Genomic DNA, 17,816 nt, shown 5'->3' with positions numbered 1-17,816 from the left:
GGCCACACCATCCGGATCGGCCGACGCCCTCCGCCGCGTCGTCTGGCACCCCCCGCTCTGCTCTGCCGGGTCTCGTTGCGGGCGATCTTGAGGAGCCGGTCAGGCCCGCGAAACCGGCGGATGCTCGCCACAGCGACGGTTCCTGGCCAATGCAGGTCTGCGTCCGACGGTTTCGCGGGCATCCGACGTGGCGGGGTGCCGTCACCCGTCTCGCCGTCGCCTGTCCTTCGTGTTCGCCGGCAGCACGTCCCGGGACGGCGGCGACGCGCGGCGACGGTGTGGCATCGCTGCGAGAGCGCCGCGGGCATCGCGGTCGTCAGGGGGCAGCGATCTCCCACCGTCGTCGCAGTGATTCCCCACCCGTCGGCCGCCGGCGGCCACCGGGCCGCCGCGCGTCAGGGGCGGCGATCGTCGGAGAGCAGGTCGTACCAGTGCAGGTCCTGGACGATGCCGCCGCGGATCCGCTCGCCGGCCCGCTCCACGCCGTACGGCCGGAACCCGGCCCGCTCGATCACCGTGCGCGACGCGTCGTTGCCGGTCACGTGCGCGATCACCAGGCGCCGCAGGCCGAGTCCGCCCGCCGACGCCGGCGCGAACGCGTGCCGCACCATCAGCCCGACCGCCTCCGTCGCGACCCCTCGGCCGCGCGCCGACGGGTGCACCCAGTAGCCGATCTCGCCGCCGCCGTCGTGCGTCAGCAGGCCCATCAGCGAGAACGACCCGATCGCCGGCCCGCCCTCCGGTAACGCCGCCGCCCAGTGGACGCCCCGGCCGGCGGCCGCCTCCTCCTCGCGGTCGTGGATGTAGGCGCGCGCGATCTGCGGCGTGTACGGCGACGGCAGCCCGCCGAGCCAGTGCTGCGTGACGGGGTCGTTGCAGGCCTCGACGACGGCATCGGTGTCGGACAGAGCGAACCGGCGCAGCACGACCCGCGAGCCGGCCAGCGTCGGGACGTCCAGCCACGGCGACGCGGGACGCATCGGCTCGCCGGCGACCAGCGACCCGACCCACATGTCGCGCCGGACGCCGCGCTGCGCGACGCCGCCGCGGACCTTGCCCTCGACCCGGAACCCGCACGCCCACGCGACCCGCCGCGACGCCCAGTTGCCGACCGCCGCCCGCCAGTGCAGGTGGGTGAGGCCGAGGCCGATGTCGGCGAACGCCCACTCGGCGACCAGCCGGACCGCCCGCGACACCAGCCGCCGTCCGCGCGCCTCCTCGGCCAGCCAGAAGCCGACCTCCGCGGCGCCGGCGCCCCTGGCGTGCAGCCCGATCATGCCCAGGACGCGGCGGTCCTCCCGGGACCGGATCGCCCAGGTGAGGTCCTGCTCGGACGCCCAGCCCGACGGCACGACGTCCTCGACGAAGCGCTTCGCGTGCTCGTGCGTGTACGGCGACGGCAGCGTGGTCCAGCGCTGGATCTCCGGGTCCTGGCACAGCTCGGCGATGCGGTCGATGTCGGCGGCCACCGGCGCCGCGAGCAGCAGGCGCTCGCCGCGGAGCTCGAACGGTTGCACGCCTTGCATCCTGCCCGCTGCCGCGCTTCGAGGTCGAGTCGTTATCTTTTCCGTGACCCGACGTACCATGGGGTCGACGAGCCTCCGTACCTCCCCCGGAGCCACCGGGCGCACGAACGCCCAAGCCCGCTGCATAGGAGTTGACCCGCGTGCCTGTTCTGCTCGACAAGATCCTCCGCGCTGGTGAGGGCAAGATCATCAAGCAGCTCGAGGGAATCGTCAAAATGGTGAACAGCATCGAGGACGACTTCACCTCGATGTCCGACGACGAGCTGCGTGGCGTCACCGCCGAGTACCGCACCCGCCTGGAGGCCGGCGAGCAGCTGGACGCGCTGCTGCCGGAGGCGTTCGCGACGGTGCGCGAGGCGGCCAAGCGCGTCATCGGCCAGCGGCACTTCGACGTTCAGATCATGGGTGGCGCGGCGCTGCACCTGGGCAACATCGCCGAGATGAAGACCGGTGAGGGCAAGACGCTGGTCGCCACGCTCCCGTCGTACCTCAACGCGCTCACGGGCAAGGGCGTGCACGTCGTCACCGTCAACGACTACCTGGCCCGCTACCACGCGGAGTGGATGGGCCGCATCCACCGCTTCCTCGGCCTCGAGGTGGGCGTCATCCTCAACGGCCTCACGCCGGCCCAGCGCCGCGAGGCCTATGCCGCCGACATCACCTATGGCACGAACAACGAGTTCGGCTTCGACTACCTGCGCGACAACATGGCGCAGCGGGTCGAGGACCAGGTGCAGCGCGGCCACAACTTCGCCATCGTCGACGAGGTCGACTCCATCCTGATCGACGAGGCGCGCACGCCGCTGATCATCTCCGGCCCGGCCGACCAGCCGACCCGCTGGTACACCGAGTTCTCGAAGGTCGCGCAGCGGCTGCGCCGCGACACCGACTACGAGGTCGACGAGAAGAAGCGCACCGTCGGCGTGCTCGAGCCCGGCATCGAGCGGGTCGAGGACTGGCTGGGCATCGACAACCTCTACGAGAGCGCGAACACCCCGCTGATCCAGTTCCTCAACAACTCCATCAAGGCCAAGGAGCTGTACCGGCGCGACAAGGAGTACGTCGTCAAGGACGGCGAGGTGCTCATCGTCGACGAGCACACCGGCCGCATCCTGGGCGGGCGCCGCTACAACGAGGGCATGCACCAGGCCATCGAGGCGAAGGAAGGGGTGGAGATCAAGCAGGAGAACCAGACCCTGGCGACGATCACCCTGCAGAACTTCTTCCGCCTCTACGACAAGCTCTCCGGCATGACCGGTACGGCCATGACCGAGGCCAGCGAGTTCGACAAGATCTACAACCTCGGCGTCGTCCCGATCCCGCCGAACCGCCCGCTCGCCCGCCTCGACCAGGACGACGAGATCTACCGCACCGAGGAGGCCAAGTTCGACGCGGTTGTCGAGGACCTCGCCGAGCGGCACCAGAAGGGCCAGCCGGTCCTCGTCGGCACCACCAGCGTCGAGAAGTCCGAGCGGCTGTCGCAGCTGCTGCGCAAGCGCGGCGTCCCGCACGAGGTCCTCAACGCCAAGCAGCACGAGCGTGAGGCCGCCATCGTCGCGCAGGCCGGCCGCAAGGGCGCCGTCACCGTCGCCACCAACATGGCCGGCCGCGGTACCGACATCATGCTCGGCGGCAACCACGAGTTCATGGCGCAGGCCGAGCTGAAGCAGCGCGGGCTGGACCCGATCGAGGACGCCGACGAGTACAACGCCGCCGAGATCGCGATCCTGGAGAAGCTCGACGCGCAGGTGTCGGCCGAGCGCGATGAGGTCCGCGCACTCGGCGGGCTGTACGTGCTGGGCACCGAGCGGCACGAGTCGCGCCGCATCGACAACCAGCTGCGCGGCCGCTCCGGCCGTCAGGGCGACCCGGGCGAGTCCCGCTTCTACCTCTCGCTGCAGGACGACCTCATGCGGTTGTTCAAGAGCGAGTGGGTCGAGATGATCATGCGGACGTTCAACCAGCCCGACGACGTCCCGATCTCGCACAAGCGGGTCAGCAACGCCGTCAAGAGCGCGCAGACCCAGCGCGAGGCGCAGAACTTCGAGATGCGCAAGGACGTCCTCAAGTACGACGACGTCCTCAACCGCCAGCGCATGGTCATCTACGACGAGCGCGCCCGCGTCCTGCACGGCGAGGACCTGCACGAGCAGGTCACCGGCATGCTCGACGACGCCGTCACCGCCTACGTGCAGGGCGCCACGGCCGGCAACTACCCCGAGCACTGGGACCTCGACCAGTTGTGGACGGCGCTCAAGACGCTCTACCCGGTCGGCGTCACCGTCGAGGAGCTGGAGCAGGAGGCCGGTGGCCGCAGCGCGATGACCTCGGCCGACCTCACCGCGCGGCTGGTCGACGACGCGCACGCCGCGCTGGAGCGGCGCGAGGCCGAGCTCGGCACCGACGTCATGCGCGAGCTGGAGCGCCGGGTGCTGCTGACGGTGCTGGACCGCAAGTGGCGCGAGCACCTCTACGAGATGGACTACCTGCGCGAGGGCATCGGCCTGCGGGCGTTCGCGCAGAAGCAGCCGCTGGTGGAGTACCAGCGCGAGGGCTTCGACCTGTTCGCCGCGATGATGGACGCGATCAAGGAGGAGTCGGTCGGCCTGGTCTTCAACCTGGAGGTCCAGGTGCAGGCGCCGGCCGACGGCACCGCGCCCGCGGCGCCCGGTGCGCCGGTGGTGCAGGCCAAGGGCCTTGGCGGGGCGCAGCGGCCGCAGCAGCTGCAGTACACGGCGCCGACGGTCGACGGCGACGGCGTCGTGCAGCGGCGGGTCGAGCAGGTCCGCCCGGCGGCCCGTGCGGCCGGCTCCGCGGCTGGTGCTGGTGCGGCTGGTGCCGGTGCGGCCGCCGGTGGTGCGGCGGCCGGTGGCGCGGGCCCCGTCGTGGCGTCCGGCCCGAACGGCGAGCGCGGCACGCACGCCGCCCCTGCCGCCGATGGCGAGATCGACTTCAGCAACGTGTCGCGCAACGCGCTGTGCCCGTGCGGCTCGGGGAAGAAGTTCAAGCGCTGCCACGGCGACCCGCGGCACGCGTCGCAGAGCTCGGACCAGTCCGCGAACTGACCTCTTCGCTCCTCCGCTGACGGGTGGTGCGGTGGCGTAGTCACGCCGCCGCGCCACCCGTCGGTCATTGGTGCGCGGAACCTGTCCCGCATACGGCTTCCGTCCGCTATCGTCCTTGTTGACGTCCGGTGATGCCGGGTGTCACATTCCCCGGACGGCGGATGGGAGGAGCGGCCGTGACCGGCCGCGCAGTGCTCATGACCCACACCTCGACCACCCACCACGAACGACCTACTCGCTCCTTGACCAGAACGGCCGTCACCCTCGGGGTGGCGGCCATCCTGCTGGTGGGCGCGGCCCTCGGCGCGGCGGCGGACGCGTCGGCGACGGAGTCCACGGCGGAGACGGCCGTCGAGGCGCCGTCGGCCGTCATCACCCTGGGCGACTCGTACTCGTCCGGCCTCGGCGCCGGCGGATACCTCGACGACTGCGACCGGACGCCGCAGGCCTGGAACAACCTGATCTTCGGCAGCGCCGTGACCGACCGGACGCTGCTGGCCTGCTCCGGCGCCGCGATCCCCGACGTGGCGCAGCAGGTGCAGCAGCTGGCGGCGATCCCCGGCGCCGGCGACCGGCTGATCACCGTCACGGTCGGCGGCAACGACGCCGGCTTCGCCGACGAGCTGGTCAACTGCCTGGTCTCGTTCCTGTCGTGCACGCGTCGCGAGGCCGAGCTGACCGCGTTGATCGGCAGCCTGCACCAGCCGCTGGTCCAGCTCTACGACTCGGTCCAGGCGGCCGCGCCCGGCGACGAGGTGATCGTCGGCGGCTACCCGATGCTCGTCCCCGACCCCGCCGTCCGCGACGACTGCCCGGCGCTGACCGCGCTGTTGTCTGACTCCGAGCGGCTGATGCTGCGCCGCCTCGGCGTCCTCCTCAACGACGTCATCGACGCGGCGGCGGCCGACGCCGGCGTCGAGTCCGCCTCCGACGAGGTCGTCGACGTCTTCGACGGTCACGAGGCCTGCGCCAACGACCCCGGCGACTGGCTCTACGGCCTGAAGATCTCCTGGACCGACGCGACCGAGCCGACGACCGCCAGCGCCTCGCCGCAGTGGGACGTCGTGTCGGCGTTCGTGCGGGACTCCTTCCATCCGACGGCGAACGGCCAGGCGGGCTATGCGGTCGCGTTCGAGGAGGCGTGGGACGCTCGCTGACCCGCTTGGGCTTCGCGACGCGCCGCCGCCGCCGGGCCGGGCTCCACGAGGTCGAACGCGGTGCACACCCACCGCGCGTCGTCCACCTCGAGGCGCACGGCCACGGCCACCGACCGCGCCGCTCGCCCCAACTGCACCACGACGCTCGCCTCGGCGACGGAGGCGGTGACCCGGCAGACCCGCAGCGACCTGATCCGTGGTCGTTCGGCCGGCGCCGCCTCCGTCGTGCTCGCGCGGCGGGTGAGGTCGCGGTAGACGGGCTCGGCGGTCCAGCGGACCAGCTGCTGGACCGGCCGGCGGCCGTGCAGGCACTCGATCGCCGACTGGGTCAGCCGCGCCACCCACCGTCGCGGATCCGGGAGATCGTCGGCCCCGCCGCCCCTGCCGCCGGCCTCGCCCGGCCTCCGTCGCACTCCTGGGCCTGCCTCGGCGCGTGGGTCAGTGATGGCCGCTCCGGTCTGCCCGGCGCGGCTGTCCGCCTGGCGGCCGGAGCGGAGGTCGCCCACCTGGCCGGTGCCGCCGTGCTGGTCCAAGTCGCCGGTGGTGCCGGCGCCGCGCGCCTGCCTCGTGGCTTCGGAACCGCCCGGCTGGCCGGTCGCGCCCGGTCGGCGCGCCTCGCCCGTAGTGCTGGCGCCGCCAGGTTGCGCGGTCATGCTGGATCCACCCACACTGCCGGTCGGCCTGCTGGTGCGGTCCGCGGCGAGCTGGCTGGTCGTGTCGGCGTGGCCCTCGTGGCCGGGGTCCGCGCCACGCGCCCGGCTGGTGGATCCGGTGTCGCCGGCTGGGCTGTTCGTGCCTGGTCGGCGCAGGTCGCTGGTGGTGCTGGCGCCACCGGGTTGTGCGGTCGCGTCGCCGGTCGGCCTGCTGGTGCGGTCCGCGGCGAGCTGGCTGGTCGTGTCGGCGTGGCCCTCGTGGCCGGGGTCCGCGCCACGCGCCCGGCTGGTGGATCCGGTGCCGCCGGCTGAGCTGGTCGCGCCTGGTCGGCGCACCTCGCCCGTGGTGCCGGCGCCACCGGGTTGTGCGGTCGCGTCGCCGGTCGGCCTGCTGGTGCGGTCCGCGGCGAGCTGGCTGGTCGTGTCGGCGTGGCCCTCGTGGCCGGGGTCCGCGCCACGCGCCCGGCTGGTGGATCCGGTGCCGCCGGCTGAGCTGGTCGCGCCTGGTCGGCGCACCTCGCCCGTGGTGCCGGCGCCACCGGGTTGTGCGGTCGCGTCGCCGGTCGGGCTGGTGGTTGGGGCCGCGGCGAGCTGGCTGGTCGTGTCGGCGTGGCCCTCGTGGCCGGGGTCCGCGCCACGAGCGTTGCTCGTGGATCCGGTGCCGCCGGCTGGGCTGTTCGTGCCTGGTCGGCGCACCTCGCCCGTGGTGCTGGCGCCACCGGGCTGCGCGGTCGCTTCGCCGGTCGGCCTGCTGGTGCGGCCCGCGGCGACCTGACTCGTGGTGCCGGGATGGCCCACACGGCCCGTAGCCCGAACTGCCGGTGTGCCGCCAGCCGCACCGGCGGCTCCGGCGTGTGTGCCGTGAGCCGGACTCCCGGGGCGGTCCCGTCGGCCGGCGGCGACCCCGGCCCGCACCGGGGCGTCAGCCGTCCGTCCGTTGCCCGGAACCCCGGCAAGGCGGGCAGCTCCGCCGCGTGCACTGGTCCGGCCCGGACCGGAGGCGTGTTCCGCCGTCGCATCCGGTCGCCGAGCCCGGAGGAGCGCCGCCGGCACGTGGCCCGGCCCGGGATCGCGCAACCACAGGCTGTCCGCCGTCACCGGCGTGCCGAGCCCGATCGGCCGCAGCAACTCCTCGAACTCGTCGTCGGGCTCCAGCTCGAGCGCCAGGACGCCCTGCACCGGCGTGCCGGGCGCGGGCGGCTCGGCCGACGCGCGCGGGTCGCCGCCGAGCACGACCAGGCCGAGCTCGTCGTCGAACGGCGGCTCGGTGACCGGTAGCGGCAATTGGCGCACCCGGCTCACGCGTTCCGGCGGCGCGGATCTGACGGCCATCGGGCCTCCTGGTGGGCGAGTTCATCGGCGTCACGAGCATCGAAACCGCCGGGCACCCCGAGGGTCAACGGCCTTGGAGCGGCGGGCAGTTTGCCCGCTGAGCGGGCAACTCGGGCAAGTTCCGGAAGCCCTTTGCAGGCGAACGGGCGACCGGTTCCGGCGAGCGGGCAAACACGGTTCGGTCACATTCCGGCCATTCATACGTGGCACGAACCGGTCTGTTACAGCAGAATTAATAGATGGAGGCCATTCGTCATGGGGGACCGCGACGGGGCCTGGTGCTCGGCGGTGGTGGAGTCCTGGGCGCTGCGTGGATGGTCGGCGCGCTGAGTGCCATCGAAGAGTCGACCGGCGCCGACCTCCGGTCCTTCGACTACATCCTCGGCACGTCCGCGGGCTCGGTCATGGCCGCGCTGCTGGGCGCCGGTCTCGATGCCCGGCAGCTGCGCGACCATCAGCTCGGCAACCCGATCGCCGGCCCGCTGGCCGACCACGTCTGGGACTACGACACCGCCACCGGCGGCGCGCACCCGCAGTGGCCGCGGCTCGGCGTCGGGTCGCCGGCCATGGTCCGTCGCAACGTCCGCCGGCTGCGCCGGATGCCGCCGACCGCCGTCCTGTCGGCGCTGATGCCGGTCGGCCGCGGCTCGCTCGACGGCGTCGGCGACCTGGTCGACGCGGTCACGGGGCCCGACGCCGGGTGGTCGCCGCACCCCGGCGTGTGGATCGTCACGATGGACTACGAGACCGGCCGCCGGGTGCCGTTCGGCCGGCCGGGAGAGCCGCGGGCGTCGCTGCCGCAGGCCGTGATGGCGTCCTGCGCGATCCCGGGCTGGTTCGCGCCGGTCGTCATCGGCGGCCACCGCTACGTCGACGGCGGCACCTGCTCGGCCACGTCGGTCGACCTGTTCGGCGGGCTCGGCCTGGACGAGGTCTACGTCGTCGCGCCGATGGTGTCGTTCGAGCTGGACCACCCACGTGCGCTGCTGCCGCGGCTGGAGCGTCGCTGGCGCCGCCGGTGCACGCGACGCTGCCTGCACGAGGCGGGCAAGCTGCGGGCCGAGGGGACCGACGTCACGATTCTCGGGCCGGGACCTGAGGACCTCGCCGCCATCGGCGCGAACGTCATGGACACCGGCCGGCGGCTGACCGTGCTGGAGACCTCGATGCGCACGTCGGCGGCCGCGCTGGCGCAGGGCCGGTCCTGGGCCGACGCCGGCTGACGTCGGCTGAACGTCCGCACCGCCCCGACCAGCGCCGTCATGGTCGCGCGGCCGGAAGGCTGTCGCCCATACCACGAAGGCGCTACGCTTCGCTGCCGGTAACTTCTATATCTACGACAACCACACCCGAGGGGCCGCCGGGCGGCAGCCATTCGGCGGAAGTCGGGCCAGTGGGACGAATGACGAGGCGGGTTCGGTGCAGAATCTTCTACGGTGGACGAGCATGCGAGCCGCCGCACGCGCACGAGTACCCGCACACGGGTGAGCCGAGAGATGAGAACACGAGGTGTCAAGCGTGATGGATGACCGGCTGTCGACCAGGCCGTACGTCGCACGAGCGGTGCGACTGCTGTCCCAGCCCCGCCGGAGCCCGGCGGACGGCGCACTGGTCACCGCGGTAGCACTGCGACTGGCCTCGCTCGACAGCGACAGCGAGACCGCCGAGCGGCTCGTCGCCGCGTCCGACCGGGTGATGACCGGCGTCGCCGGCCTCATCGGCGAGCAGGCGCCGGCGTCGGACTGGAGCGACACGGCCGAGGCGCTGGCGCTGATGATCGCCGGCCGGCCGCTGCAGCGCGGTCACCTCATGGCGGCGCGGGCGACGCTCGGCACGGCCGACAAGGTGATCGACCTGTCCGACCGGCTGCGCCGCACCGCCGAGGAGCCCATCGACCGCGACGACCTCGGCCGCGCGCTGGCCATGGCCGTGACGGGGCCGGCGGAGCTGGCGGAGGCGCTGCTGGAGCGCGAGTCGGCCGACAGCGCTCCGGCGCCGGCCGCGGAGGCCCCGGCGCCGCGGCAGCCGGGCCGGCGGGCGGGCGCGGCGGAGCGCAACGTGTCGCTGCGCGCGCTCGACGGTGGCGTTCCGGGCCGCTGATCCGGTCCGACGGGATCGGCTCACTCACCGCTGAGGTGCTCCCGGAGACAGCCGGGCGACCGGTCGTCGGACCAGCATGAACGCCGGGCCCAGTACGCCGGACCCGGTGACGAACACCGGGTCCGGCGGGAGCCCTGCGCCGTCAGCGCCGCCCGGCGAGCCAGTCGTTGCCGACGCGCTCCTCGACCTTGACCGCGTGCATCAGACCCTGGTGCAGCGCCTGCTCGATCTTGCCCCCGACCAGCGGCACCGACGCCTTCAGGACGGCCTTGATCGTCAGCACGGTCGACGCCGAGCCGTTGCCGGCCAGCGTCATCGACCCGGTCGCCCTGACCGGCGCGCCGGACATCTCCAGCGCGATGCTGCCCTCGCGGGACCCGTTCGCCGCCGCCGGTCCCCAGATGTCGCGCTGCCTGATGTCGATGGTGTCGCCGACGAACCGGCGGACGAAGTCCGGGACGTCCGGCGGCATGACACGCAGCAGGTCGATGGTGACGCGGTCGCCGTCGCGGTTGACGGAGATCTCGTGCCGGATCGCGTTGGCGGCCGTGGTCTTCGCCGCGATGTAGTCCTTGTCGGTCAGCATCGCGAAGACCGCTGCTGGATCGGCGTCGAAACGCAGCTCGCTGTTCAGGTCCATGGCTCAACATCCTGACCCATACGCTGGCGGCGTGACACCCGACCAGGAGATCAGCCCTCCGTCCGCCCATTTCGGCGAGGACGGTGCTCGGCTCAGCTACGGCACCTACCTGCGTCTCGGCGAGCTGCTCGACCAGCAGCGGCTGGAGACCGACGCTCACGACGAGCTGCTGTTCATCACCATCCACCAGGTCTACGAGCTGTGGTTCAAGCAGCTGCTGCACGAGCTGGAGGCGGCCCGGCAGGCGATGTTCGACGATCGCCTGTGGTGGGCGCGGCACCTGCTGAACCGGGTGCACGAGATCGAGCGGATCCTGATCGAACAGGTCGGCGTCCTGGAGACCATGACGCCGCAGGACTTCCTCCAGTTCCGGGCCCGGCTGGCGCCGGCCAGCGGCTTCCAGTCGGTGCAGTTCCGCGAGCTGGAGTTCATCTCCGGCGCGAAGGACGCGGCGTTCCTGCGCCGGTTCCGCGGGCTGACGGAGGCCGAGGCGGCCCGGCTGCGGCGCCGGCTGGACGAGCCGACGCTGTGGGACGCGTTCCTGGCGGCGATGCGCGCGCACGACCTCGCCGCCGGGACCGACGACGAGGTCAGCGCGTCGCTGCGGATCGCGGCGCACGACCGCGGCGGCTACGGCGACGTGTGGGAGCTGGCCGAGGCGCTGATGTCGCACGACGAGCTCAGCGCCGGCTGGCGGGCCCGGCACGTCACGATGGTCGAGCGGATGATCGGCACGAAGACCGGCACCGGCGGCTCGTCCGGAGCCTCCTATCTGCGCAGCCGCCTGGACTTCCGCTACTACCCGCTGCTCTGGGAACTGCGGTCCTGGCTCTGAGCCCTCAGCGCCTGGTCTCGTACCTGGTCAGCACCAGGCCGCCGGGAAACGTCCGGGTCTCCGTCAGGGTCAGGTTCACCCAGGTGTCCAGGGCGGTGAAGAACGGCGTGCCGCCGCCCACCAGGACCGGATAGGTGACCAGGAGGTATTCGTCGATCAGCCCGGCCCGCATGGCCGCCGCGGCGAGTGTGGCGCCGACGATGTCCATGGGGCCGCCATCGCCGGCCTTGAGCCTGGTGATCTCGGCGACCGCGTCGCCGGTGACCAGGCGGGCGTTCCAGTCGACCGTGCCGATCGTGGAGGAGAACACGACCTTCGGCAGGTCCCGCCAGCGGCCGGCGAACTCGATCTCCGCCGGCGTGGCACCCGGCCGCTGGTCGGCGGTCGGCCAGGCGGAGCTCATCGCCTCCCACAGCTTGCGCCCGTACAGCGCCAGGCCCGTCGTCGCCACCCGGTCGGACCAGAACTGGAACAGCTCGTCGCTCGACGACGAGTCCGGTCCGTCGCCGCCCCCACTCCAGCCGAGGTCGTCGCCGGGCGCGGCGACGTAGCCGTCCAGGGTCACATTCATGGCATAGGTCAGTTTCCGCATGGCGTCAGTCCTTCGTGGGTCGGTGATCGGTGGCGGCGGCCCGGGCGGCCGCCAGCACGCGGTCCAGCTTGCTGAACGCCTCGGACCAGCCGGCGTCGCTGGGAGCGGCCAGGCCCGGGGGCAGCCACTGGCGGATCTCGAGTCGCGTGCGTCCGCCGGGCTCGTCGTGGAACTCGATCCGCAGTCTCGTCTCGAACGGCTCGAAGCCGCCCGGCAGCCGGCCGGTGACGCTCAAGACCCCCGCGAGCAGCTGGCCGTCGACGACGTCGCTGAGGTCGATGCGGCCGTACACGCGACCTCCGGGCTCGCCGGCGTAGACCTCGGTCCATCGCTGGTAGCCGCCGGGCCGCACGTCGAACTCGATCTCGTCGCGGGGCAGCGAGTGGCCGATCGGACCCCACCAGGACCCGAGCTGGTCCGGATCGGTGAAGGCTCGGTAGACGAGGTCGCGCGGCGCGTCGAACACGCGCGTGACGGAGAGCTGCGGGGCTTCCTCTTCCATTCAGAGCTCCTTCTCCGCGGCTTGTAGCGCGGCGAGATGGGCGTCGAGGCGGGTCAGCGAGGTGTCCCAGAACCGCCGGTAGTGCTCGATCCAGTCGGCCGCCTCGCGCAGCGGCGCGCCCTCCAGGCGGCTGCCGCGCCACTTGCCCGACCGCGTCCGCGAGATCAGCGCGGCACGCTCGAGCACCTTCAGGTGACGCGACACCGCCGGCATCGAGATGGGCAGCGGCGCGGTCAGTTCGGTGACCGTGGCCTCCCGCTCGGCCAGCTGGGCCAGGATCGTCCGCCGGGTCGGGTCGGCGAGGGCCGCGAACACCGCGCTGAGCTGGTCGGTGCCGGCCATCCGGGCGTCCTCCTCTCGCTTAACCGATGTGTTAAACGAAATCGGATCCGGGCGGCGTTGTCAAGGCCGGCGATGTGAAACGATCAAGGTGCGCGATGCCGGAGCAGCGGACCCGGCGGCGAGCTACTAAGGTTCTGAGAGGTCCCGTACAACGACGTGCGGGGTCTAGTTCCGGGGGTTGGTGGATCATGCGTAATCGGCTCGACGAGGCCAAGTCCGAGCTCCTCGCGAAGGCCTCGCTGGTGGGCGATCGGGGGAGCCGCGAGGAGGACGAGGCGTTCCTGCGCCGCTACTACCGGCACGTCACCGCCGAGGACCTCGTCGACCGCGACGTCGTCGACGTGTACGGCGTCGCCGCCTCGCACCGCCGCTCCGCGCAGACCCGCCCGCAGGGCACCGCCGTCGTCAACGTCTACACGCCGACGATCGACGAGCACGGCTGGGCGTCCGGGCACACGATCGTCGAGGTCGTCATCGACGACATGCCGTTCCTGGTCGACTCGGTGACGATGGCGCTGGCCGAGCACGAGCACGCCATCCGCCTCGTCGTCCACCCGCAGCTGGTCGTCCGCCGCGACATCACCGGCCAGCTGGTCGAGGTGCTCGACCTCAACGAGAACGACCCGCGCCGCGACTCCGACACCGTCGTCGAGTCGTGGATGCACGTCGAGATCGACCGCACCGACGACCCCGACGACCAGGCCGCCATCGAGCGGCTGCTGCGCGACGTGCTGCGCGACGTGCGCGAGGCGGTCGAGGACTGGCCGCGGATGCGCCAGCGCGCCATCGACATCGCCGACGAGCTGACGACGCCGCCGTCGTCGATCAAGAAGCCCGACGCCGACGAGGCCCGCGAGCTGCTGCGCTGGCTGGCCGACGACCACTTCACCTTCCTCGGCTACCGCGAGTACCAGCTCGGCGAGGTCGACGGCGAGGACGTGCTGCGCGCCGTCACCGGCACCGGCCTGGGCATCCTGCGTCCCGACCAGGACCTGTCCGGCTCGTTCGGCAAGCTGCCGCCGGAGGTGCGGGCGAAGGCGCGCGAGAAGCAGATCCTGGTGCTGACCAAGGCCAACTCGAAGGCGACGGTGCACCGACCGGCCTACCTCGACTACGTCGGCGTGAAGATGTTCGACGAGGCCGGCGAGGTGGTCGGCGAGCGGCGCTTCCTCGGCCTGTTCACGTCGGCGGCCTACACCGAGAGCGTGCTGCGCATCCCGGTGCTGCGGCGCAAGGTGCAGGAGGTCATCGACCAGGCCGGCTTCGCGCCGTCCGGGCACTCGGGCAAGGACCTGCTGCAGGTGCTCGAGACCTACCCGCGCGACGAGCTGTTCCAGACCCCGGTCGACCAGCTGCTGCCGACCGCGCTCGCCGTCGTCCACCTGCAGGAACGCCGGCACCTGCGGATGTTCGTCCGCCGGGACGACTACGGCCGGTACCTGTCGTTCCTCGTCTACCTGCCGCGCGACCGGTACAACACCGACGTCCGCGAGCGCATCCAGCGGGCGCTGCTGGCGGCCACCGGCGGCGAGTCCATCGACTTCACCGCGCGGGTCGGCGAGTCCGCGCTGGCCCGGCTGCACTTCGTCGTGCGGATGAAGCGCGACCAGTCGCTGCCGGAGATCGACGTCGCGGCGCTGGAGAAGCAGCTGGTCGGCGCGACCCGCTCGTGGGGCGACGAGTTGTCCGACGCGCTGGCCGAGCAGGTCGGCGAGGAGGGCGCGGCGAAGCTGCTGCGCCGGTACCGGCAGGGCTTCCCCGAGGGCTACAAGGCCGACTTCCCGGCCCGGACGGCGGTCGCCGACGTGCGCCGGCTGGAGGAGCTGCCGGCCACCGACGGCCTGGGCATGAACCTCTACCAGCCGATGGGCGGGCTGGCCACCGACCGCCGGTTCAAGATCTACCGCACCGGCACGCCGATCTCGCTGACCCAGGTGCTGCCGATCCTGTCCCGGATGGGCGTCGAGGTGGTCGACGAGCGTCCGTACGAGATCGTCCGGCGCGGCGCCGACGGCGAGTCGACGGCCTACATCTACGACTTCGGGCTGCGCTACCGCGGGCTGCGGCCCACCGACGCCGACCGGCTCAAGGTGCTGTTCCAGGACGCGTTCGCCGCCGTCTGGCGCGGCGACGCGGAGAGCGACGGCTTCAACGCGCTGGTGCCGCAGGCGGCGCTGTCCTGGCGGCAGGCCTCGATCCTGCGCGCGTACGCCAAGTACCAGCGCCAGGCCGGCAGCACGTTCAGCCAGAGCTACCTGGAGGAGGCGCTGTCCGGCCACGTCGAGGTGGCGCGGATGCTGATCGACCTGTTCGAGACCCGGTTCGACCCCGAGCGCTACGGCGCCGACGAGACCGGCCGGGCGGCCCGGCAGGCGGCCGCCGAGCAGCTCACCGCGCGCATCGACGAGGCGCTGGACCAGGTCGCCAGCCTCGACCAGGACCGCATCCTGCGCGGGTTCCTGCGGCTGATCAACGCGACGCTGCGGACCAGCTACTACCGCACCACCGTCGGCGGGCCGCAGATCGTCACCAGCTTCAAGCTGGACTCACGGTCGCTGCCGGACCTGCCCGAGCCGAAGCCCATGTACGAGATCTGGGTGTACTCGCCCCGGGTCGAGGGCGTGCACCTGCGCTTCGGCGCCGTCGCCCGCGGCGGGCTGCGCTGGTCGGACCGGCGCGAGGACTTCCGCACCGAGATCCTCGGCCTGGTCAAGGCGCAGGCGGTGAAGAACTCCGTCATCGTCCCGGTCGGCGCGAAGGGCGGCTTCGTCGCCAAGCGGCTGCCCGACCCGGCCGTCGACCGCGAGGCGTGGCTGGCCGAGGGCGTGGAGTCCTACAAGACGTTCATCCGGGCGATGCTCGACATCACCGACAACCGCGCCGCCGACCGCAGCGTCGTGCCGCCGCCGCAGGTGGTCCGGCACGACGGCGACGACCCCTACCTGGTGGTCGCGGCCGACAAGGGCACCGCGTCGTTCTCCGACATCGCCAACGATGTCTCCAAGGAGTACGGCTTCTGGCTCGGCGACGCGTTCGCGTCCGGCGGGTCGGCCGGCTACGACCACAAGGCGATGGGCATCACCGCCCGCGGCGCCTGGGAGTCGGTGAAGCGGCACTTCCGCCAGCTCGGCCGCGACGTCCAGGCCGAGGACTTCACCGTCGTCGGCATCGGCGACATGTCCGGCGACGTGTTCGGCAACGGCATGCTGCTCTCCGAGCACATCCGGCTGGTGGCCGCGTTCGACCACCGGCACATCTTCATCGACCCCGACCCCGACCCGGCGGAGTCCTACGCCGAGCGCCGTCGCCTCTTCGACCTGCCCCGGTCCAGCTGGAACGACTACGAGCCGAAGCTGATCAGCGAGGGCGGCGGCGTCTACCCGCGCACGGCGAAGACGATCAAGCTGTCCGACGAGGCCAAGCAGGCGCTGGGCATCGAGGCGTCGATCGAGACGATGACGCCGCCGGAGCTGATGCACGCGATCCTCGGCGCCCCCGTCGACCTGCTGTGGAACGGCGGCATCGGCACCTACGTCAAGGCGTCGGCGGAGTCGCACGCCGAGGTGGGCGACAAGGCCAACGACGCCATCCGCATCGACGCGAGCGACCTGCGGGCGCGGGTGATCGGCGAGGGCGGCAACCTCGGCCTGACCCAGCGCGGACGGATCGAGTTCGCGCTGGCCGGCGGCCGGGTGAACACCGACGCCATCGACAACTCCGCCGGCGTCGACACGTCCGACCACGAGGTCAACATCAAGATCCTGCTCGACGGCGTGGTCCGCTCCGGTGACCTCACCGAGAAGCAGCGCAACGAGCTGCTGGCCGAGATGACCGGCGAGATCGCCGAGCTGGTGCTGGCCCACAACTACGGCCAGAACGTCGCGCTGGCCAACGGCGTCCTCCAGGCGGGGAACCTGGCCCACGTCCACCGCTCCTACCTCTCCAAGCTGGAGAGCCAGGGCAAGCTCGACCGCGCGCTGGAGGCACTGCCGACCGACCGCCAGCTGGCCGAGCGGATGGCCGCCGGCAAGGGCCTGACCAGCCCGGAGCTGTCGGTCATCCTCGCCTACGTCAAGAACCTCATGTACGAGGAGCTGCTGGCCGGCGGCATGCCCGACGACCCGTACCTCGGCGCCGCGCTGCACGCGTACTTCCCGAGCGCGCTGCGCGACCGGTACGGCGACGTCATCGACGACCATCCGCTGCGCCGCGAGATCATCACCAACGTCGTGGTCAACGAGCTGGTGAACACCGCCGGCACGACGTTCGCGTACCGGCTGGGCATGGAGACCGGCGGGACGGTCGAGGACCTCGCCCGCGCGCACACCGTCGCCGGCGGCGTGTTCCAGATCCCGGACCTGATGGCCGCGATCAAGGAGCAGGACAACGTCGTGCCGTTCGACGTCCAGACCCGGATGCGGCTGGAGGGGCGGACGATCACCGAGCGGGCCACCCGCTGGCTCACCGTCAACCGGCGGCCGCCGATCGACATCGCCTGGCAGATCGGGTTCTTCGAGGAGCCGATCGCCCGGCTGCTGGTCGCGCTGCCCGATGTGCTGACCGGCCGCGAGCTGGACCTCTACCACGAGCGGCTGGAGATGCTGACGGCCGACGGGGTGCCGGAGCCGCTGGCCGGGCGGGTGGCGGTGCTGCCGCCGGCCTACGCCGGGCTGGGCATGGTGGAGAACTCGCTGGCCACCGGGACCGACCTGCTGGAGGTCGCCCGGGTGCACTTCACTCTGGGCGCGTTCCTCGAGCTGGGCCGGCTGCTGGAGCGCATCGTCGCGCTGCCGCGGCGGGACCGCTGGCAGACGATGGCCCGCGCCGCCCTGCGCGACGACCTGCACGCCGTCCAGGCGTCGCTGACGGCGCAGGTCATCCAGCACACGCACGAGGAGGCGTCGCCGCAGGACCGGGTCGAGGCCTGGGCGGCGCAGGACGAGGTCGTCGTCGCCCGGACGCAGTCGATGCTGCGCGAGATCGTCGAGGGCGACAGCTTCGACCTCGACCGCCTCTCCGTCGGCCTGCGCGCCGTCCGCGGCCTCCTCCGTCCCGACGCCACCTAGCCCGCC

12 protein-coding genes and 1 pseudogene are annotated in these 17,816 nt (G+C 72.3%); 7 read left to right on the top strand and 6 right to left on the bottom strand.

The features are described from left to right. Positions 1-395: 395 nt before the first annotated feature. Entirely contained in the window at positions 396-1,517 is a 1,122-nt protein-coding gene (locus tag C1I92_RS33995) for a GNAT family N-acetyltransferase (protein WP_199521528.1), read from the bottom strand. A gap of 149 nt (positions 1,518-1,666) precedes the next feature. On the opposite strand from C1I92_RS33995, the gene secA reads away from it, so the two are divergent. Together secA and C1I92_RS23640 are read left to right on the top strand one after the other, a co-directional pair. Further along, entirely contained in the window at positions 1,667-4,591 is a 2,925-nt protein-coding gene (secA, locus tag C1I92_RS23645) for a preprotein translocase subunit SecA (protein WP_111257107.1), read from the top strand. Positions 4,592-4,833: 242 nt separating this feature from the next. After that, entirely contained in the window at positions 4,834-5,748 is a 915-nt protein-coding gene (locus tag C1I92_RS23640) for an SGNH/GDSL hydrolase family protein (RefSeq protein WP_158564253.1), read from the top strand. Here the strand turns inward: C1I92_RS23640 and C1I92_RS33475 are convergent. Continuing rightward, positions 5,709-7,733 (bottom strand): Rv3235 family protein, encoded by a 2,025-nt coding sequence (locus tag C1I92_RS33475; RefSeq protein WP_146605259.1) that lies wholly within the window; start codon positions 7,731-7,733, stop codon positions 5,709-5,711. The two genes, C1I92_RS23640 and C1I92_RS33475, sit on opposite strands and share 40 nt — an antisense overlap. A gap of 239 nt (positions 7,734-7,972) precedes the next feature. Between C1I92_RS33475 and C1I92_RS23620 the strand changes: the two genes are divergently transcribed. From C1I92_RS23620 to C1I92_RS23610, 3 genes and pseudogenes are all read left to right on the top strand, one after another. Continuing rightward, positions 7,973-8,956 carry a patatin-like phospholipase family protein gene (locus C1I92_RS23620; protein ID WP_111257102.1) on the top strand — a complete coding sequence of 328 codons (984 nt, stop codon included), beginning with the start codon at positions 7,973-7,975 and terminating at the stop codon, positions 8,954-8,956. A gap of 52 nt (positions 8,957-9,008) precedes the next feature. Beyond that, positions 9,009-9,221: pseudogene (locus C1I92_RS35690) on the top strand (L-glutamate gamma-semialdehyde dehydrogenase); the annotation flags it as partial. 30 nt (positions 9,222-9,251) lie between these two features. Continuing rightward, positions 9,252-9,833 carry a hypothetical protein gene (locus C1I92_RS23610; RefSeq protein WP_146605258.1) on the top strand — a complete coding sequence of 194 codons (582 nt, stop codon included), beginning with the start codon at positions 9,252-9,254 and terminating at the stop codon, positions 9,831-9,833. Between the two features lie 142 nt (positions 9,834-9,975). Here the strand turns inward: C1I92_RS23610 and C1I92_RS23605 are convergent, their stop codons facing one another. Then, positions 9,976-10,473 (bottom strand): DUF2505 domain-containing protein, encoded by a 498-nt coding sequence (locus C1I92_RS23605; protein WP_111257100.1) that lies wholly within the window; start codon positions 10,471-10,473, stop codon positions 9,976-9,978. A gap of 31 nt (positions 10,474-10,504) precedes the next feature. Here C1I92_RS23605 and C1I92_RS23600 point away from each other — a divergent pair, with 31 nt between their 5' ends. Further along, on the top strand, positions 10,505-11,308 hold the full coding sequence (locus C1I92_RS23600) for a tryptophan 2,3-dioxygenase (RefSeq protein WP_199521527.1): 804 nt from the start codon (positions 10,505-10,507) through the stop codon (positions 11,306-11,308). Positions 11,309-11,312: 4 nt separating this feature from the next. Here C1I92_RS23600 and C1I92_RS23595 read toward each other — a convergent pair whose 3' ends face one another. The 3 genes from C1I92_RS23595 to C1I92_RS23585 are packed head-to-tail and all read right to left on the bottom strand — an operon-like array spanning position 11,313 to position 12,744. Continuing rightward, positions 11,313-11,900 (bottom strand): dihydrofolate reductase family protein, encoded by a 588-nt coding sequence (locus tag C1I92_RS23595; RefSeq protein ID WP_111257098.1) that lies wholly within the window; start codon positions 11,898-11,900, stop codon positions 11,313-11,315. 4 nt (positions 11,901-11,904) lie between these two features. Continuing rightward, positions 11,905-12,402: an SRPBCC family protein gene (locus C1I92_RS23590; protein WP_111257097.1), complete on the bottom strand. Its 498-nt coding sequence runs from the start codon at positions 12,400-12,402 to the stop codon at positions 11,905-11,907. Then, positions 12,403-12,744 carry an ArsR/SmtB family transcription factor gene (locus C1I92_RS23585; RefSeq protein WP_111257096.1) on the bottom strand — a complete coding sequence of 114 codons (342 nt, stop codon included), beginning with the start codon at positions 12,742-12,744 and terminating at the stop codon, positions 12,403-12,405. 188 nt (positions 12,745-12,932) lie between these two features. Between C1I92_RS23585 and C1I92_RS23580 the strand changes: the two genes are divergently transcribed. Continuing rightward, entirely contained in the window at positions 12,933-17,810 is a 4,878-nt protein-coding gene (locus tag C1I92_RS23580) for an NAD-glutamate dehydrogenase (protein ID WP_111257095.1), read from the top strand. Positions 17,811-17,816 lie beyond the last annotated feature (6 nt).

It is taken from the genome of Jiangella anatolica, from assembly GCF_003236295.1.
Lineage (GTDB): Bacteria > Actinomycetota > Actinomycetes > Jiangellales > Jiangellaceae > Jiangella > Jiangella anatolica.
The sequence above is the reverse complement of the archived record's forward strand: the minus strand, read 5'-3'. Positions and strand labels throughout refer to the sequence as shown.

What these genes read in the sequence shown, in the direction of transcription:
- C1I92_RS23595 (WP_111257098.1), bottom strand. Translation starts at nt 11,900, where the DNA reads ATGCGGAAACTGACCTATGCCATGAATGTGACCCTGGACGGCTACGTC.
- C1I92_RS23590 (WP_111257097.1), bottom strand. Translation starts at nt 12,402, where the DNA reads ATGGAAGAGGAAGCCCCGCAGCTCTCCGTCACGCGCGTGTTCGACGCG.
- C1I92_RS23605 (WP_111257100.1), bottom strand. Translation starts at nt 10,473, where the DNA reads ATGGACCTGAACAGCGAGCTGCGTTTCGACGCCGATCCAGCAGCGGTC.
- C1I92_RS23620 (WP_111257102.1), top strand. Translation starts at nt 7,973, where the DNA reads ATGGAGGCCATTCGTCATGGGGGACCGCGACGGGGCCTGGTGCTCGGC.
- C1I92_RS33475 (WP_146605259.1), bottom strand. Translation starts at nt 7,733, where the DNA reads ATGGCCGTCAGATCCGCGCCGCCGGAACGCGTGAGCCGGGTGCGCCAA.
- C1I92_RS23585 (WP_111257096.1), bottom strand. Translation starts at nt 12,744, where the DNA reads ATGGCCGGCACCGACCAGCTCAGCGCGGTGTTCGCGGCCCTCGCCGAC.
- C1I92_RS23580 (WP_111257095.1), top strand. Translation starts at nt 12,933, where the DNA reads ATGCGTAATCGGCTCGACGAGGCCAAGTCCGAGCTCCTCGCGAAGGCC.